Below are 4,053 nucleotides of genomic sequence, written 5' to 3' on the forward strand. Positions count from 1 at the left end.
CGGCGCGAGTGCGGCCCGGGCCGGTCAGCCCTCCAGCTCCCCGGCCCCGGGTTCCCGGCGTTTCGTCCGCCGGGCCACACAGTGCGGGCAGTCCTGCGCCACCCGCAGCACCGGCCGGATCCGGGCCGGTGCGGACGGCCCCCGCCGCACCGCCCGGCACCCCTGTCTTTCCCCCATGAGACCTGATCCTTTCCTTCGGCGTTACCGTTGCCAGGTTTGACGCCGGGTGTCCCGGCACGGTTCCCACGCTCCCCGATCAGGATTTGGCCAGGTACTCCAGGCGTTCGGAATCGACGGCGGCGTGCATCATCGCCGCCAGCCCGGGGTGCCGGGCCAGCCCGGGATCCTGCGCCACCACAGTGCGGGCCAATTCCTGGGCGGCGGTGATGACCTCGAGATCGTCGAGCAGCGACAGCAGGCGCAACGACCGGGTGGTTCCCGACTGCGCGGCGCCGAGCACATCGCCCTCGCGGCGCTGCCGCAGATCGAGTACCGAGAGCTCGAATCCGTCGGTGGTGGCGGCGACGGCCTCCAATCTGGTCATCGCCGGACCCCCGGGCGCGGCATCGGTGATCAGCAGGCACAACCCGGGATGCGCACCGCGCCCGATCCGGCCCCGGAGCTGATGCAGCTGGCTCACGCCGAACCGGTCGGCGTCCACGATCACCATCACGGTCGCGTTCGGCACATCCACGCCCACCTCGACCACCGTCGTACAGACCAGCACATCGATATCGCCGGCATTGAAGTCGCGCATCACCTGGTCTTTTTCATCCGCCGGCAGCCGTCCGTGCAGCAGCCCGATCCGCAATTGCGCGAGCGGTCCCGTGCGCAGGCGGTCGAAGACGTCGACCACCGCCTGGGTGGGCGGGGCCTCTTTCTCCGCGGCCTTCTTGCCCTTCGCCCCGGAACCGTCCTCGTCGTCACCGATCCGCGAGCACACGACATAGGCCTGCCGGCCGGCGCCGACCTCCTCGGTGATCCGCTCCCAGGCCCGGTCCACCCAGTTGGGATGCACCCGGCGCGGTACCACCTTCGACTGGATCGGCGAACGCCCGCGGGGCAGTTCGGTGAGCGTGGAGGTCTCCAGGTCGCCCAGGGTGGTCATGGCGATGGTGCGCGGAATCGGGGTCGCGGTCATCACCAGCAGATGCGGGGAGAAACCCGATTTCGCCTTGGCCCGCAGCGCATCGCGCTGTTCCACCCCGAACCGGTGCTGTTCGTCCACCACCACCAGGCCCAGATCGAAGAATTCGACCGCGTCCTGGATCAGGGCGTGGGTACCGATCACGATGCCCGCGTCCCCGGTCACCGCGGCGAGGAGGGCGGCGCGTTTCGTCGGGGCCGGCATGGAACCGGTCACCAGCGTCACCTGGGTGGCGGCGTCGGCCGCGCCCAGCTCTCCCGCCTGCCCGAGGTCGCCCAGCATCGCCTTCAGCGACCGATAGTGCTGGGCGGCGAGCACCTCGGTGGGCGCGAGCAGCGCGCACTGCTGACCCGCATCGATCACCTGCAGCATGGCGTGCAGCGCGACGATGGTCTTACCCGAACCCACCTCACCCTGCAGCAGCCGGTGCATGGGTTGCTCCCGGGACAGATCCGCCGAGATCTCGCCGATGACCCCGCGCTGTCCCTCGGTGAGTTCGAACGGCAGCCGCTCCTCGAAGGCGGCGACGATTCCGTCCCCGCGCAGCGGACAGGCCCGGGCGGTGCGGCCCGCCACCTCGTGCCGCCGTTCGGCGAGGACCAGTTGCAGTGCCAGCGCTTCGTCGAAACGCAGCCTTTCCCGGGCGCGTTCGATATCGGAGGTGCGTTCGGGCAGGTGGATCAGGCGCAGCGCATCGCCCACCGGCATCAGTTCCCGTTCGTCGCGCACCTCGGCGGGCAACGGATCGGCGAGCGGGTCGAGCTGGTCGAGAACCTGCCGGACACAGGCCAGGATCTCCCAGCTCTGCACCTTCGCCGTCGCCGGATAGACCGGGATGAACTCACGATCGAAGAAGGACATGTCCACCCCGCCCGCGCCCTTCGCGCTCTCCGCGATTCCGCGCAGATCGCCCCCGCCGCGCACGGTGGTCAGGGTCGGCTCCTCGTCGTCGGCCTCCGGCAGGATCAGATATCCCGGATGGCTGAGATTCCACTGGCCGGGCCGCCAGTAGTTGACCGTGCCCGACATCATCGCCCGGACACCCTGGCGGATCGCGTATTTCACCTTGTCACCGTTGAAGAACGTGACATCCACGCCGCGGCCACCGCCGGTATCGAGCACCACCTTCAGCAGCGATCCGCGCCGCTGCCGCATCGGCCGCAGGTCCGCCTTGGTGACCCGGCCGATCACGGTGATGTGCGCCCCGTCCTCCGGCGCCTCCTCGGTGAGCGGCTGCCCCTGGGTGGCGTAGCGCAGTGGATAATGCCGCAGCAGATCTTCCACGGTGTCCATATCGAACGCGTCCGCCAGCGTCGCGGCGGCCTTCGCGCCGAGCAGATGGTCGAGCCGGTCGCTCAGTGTCGCCATCGCGCTACTCCTGTCCCCACGGCCCGCGAAGGCGGGTCCGGCGGATACTCATTCCACACCGATCTGTATCAGGTCGCCCTGCTGGCCTCCGGCATACACCGTGACCTCCACACCGGGAAATTCGTCACCGATATGCCGCGCGAGGTCATCGGCGAGCCCGTCCGGCGCGGCCGCACCGACCAGCAGGGTCACCAGTTCGCCGCCCAGCCCGAGCATGCGGTCCAGCAGGGTCTGTCCCGCGGCCCGGGTATCCCGGTCGACCACCACCACATCGTGGCCCACCAGGCCGAGCCCGTCGCCGGGCGCACAGGTCCCGACCATGGTGAGCGCCCGTTCGCGGGCGCGGCGCAGCGCGCCCCAACGGGTGCTCGCGGCCGCCTCGGACATGGTGAAGGCATCGTCCACGGCGATCCGGGCGCGATCGTGCACCGCCAGGGCCGCGAGGCCCTGCACCATGCTGGCGCTGGGCAGCAGCAGCACATCCCGGCGTGCGTCGCGCGCCGCCGCGCCGACCGCCACGAGTTCGTGGGCCGGTAACGCACCATTGGGAAGTACCAGCACTTCCCGATGCGGGAGCTGCCGGATGGCGGCGAGCAGTACCGCCGAGTCCAGCGTCTGTCCGGCGTTCAGCACCACCGCGCCCGCCGCCTCGAAAAGTGCCGCGGCGCCGGCGCCGGACGCGATGGCCAGTACCCCACGATCGGCGGATTCACCGAGACGTCCGCTGATCTGCCGGGCGGCCAGGTCGTGCACCTGCCTGCTGTCCGCGGCTGCACACACCTCCGTGACCACGGCGCCATCGGCGCGCGGGCCGCCGTGCCCGGCGGTCGCGCCGTCCCCGTGGCCGGGGCCCTCGAACAGGTGCTCGATCCGGATCGCGACCGGGCGGCCCACGGCGAGCCCGGCCTCCACCGCCGCACCCGCGTCCGCGCAATGCACATGCGCCGACCAGCCGCCGGCACCGTCGGCGGCCACCACCACCGAATCCCCCAGGGCGGCGAGCCGGGAACGCAGTTCGGCGGCGAGATCGGCGCGAGCCCCGTCGATCCGGTACATCACCTCGTAGCGCTGCGCCGATGCGGGCCGGGCCGACGGCGTGCGGGGCTCGGCGGCCCGGTACTCGGCCCGCACGGGGGTCTCGCCGGTCACCACGGTGACCAGCCCGTCCAGCAGTACCAGCAACCCGCGCGCACCGGCGTCCACCACCCCGGCCTCGCGCAGCACCGCCAACTGGTCGCGGGTGTCCTCCAGCGCCCGCGCCGCCGCGTCGGCGCCGGCCCGCACCACCGCCGCCAGCCCGGGCTCGGCGCAGCGGTGCGCCGCGGCCCCCGCCCGGTCGAGAACCGTGAGAATGGTGCCCTCCACCGGATCGCTCAGGCTTCCCCGCACCAGTGCCGCCGCCCGCGCCAATGCGGCCCGATAGGTCTGTTCGGTCAGTCCGGTGTCCACCGTCGCGTCCGCGATACCCCGTAATACCTGGGACACGATGATGCCGGAGTTTCCCCGCGCGCCGGCGGTCGCGCCCCGGGCCAGTGCCG

3 protein-coding genes are annotated in these 4,053 nt (G+C 71.6%); all 3 read right to left on the bottom strand.

Going from position 1 to position 4,053, the window contains the following annotated elements; all coding sequences use genetic code 11:
• Positions 1 to 24: 24 nt before the first annotated feature.
• A complete protein-coding gene (locus ACLML9_RS28000; protein WP_156058904.1) occupies positions 25 to 177 on the bottom strand; it encodes a hypothetical protein in 153 nt (50 codons plus the stop codon).
• A 79-nt stretch (positions 178 to 256) separates the two neighbouring features.
• Positions 257 to 2,515: an ATP-dependent DNA helicase RecG gene (recG, locus tag ACLML9_RS28005; protein ID WP_411948309.1), complete on the bottom strand. Its 2,259-nt coding sequence runs from the start codon at positions 2,513 to 2,515 to the stop codon at positions 257 to 259.
• A gap of 48 nt (positions 2,516 to 2,563) precedes the next feature.
• On the bottom strand, positions 2,564 to 4,053 hold a 1,490-nt coding region (locus ACLML9_RS28010; RefSeq protein ID WP_411948310.1), incomplete at its 5' end, for a DAK2 domain-containing protein.

Origin of the sequence: Nocardia sp. NPDC002869 (assembly GCF_046764065.1) — a bacterium.
In the GTDB taxonomy this organism is placed as follows: Bacteria; Actinomycetota; Actinomycetes; order Mycobacteriales; family Mycobacteriaceae; genus Nocardia; species Nocardia rhamnosiphila.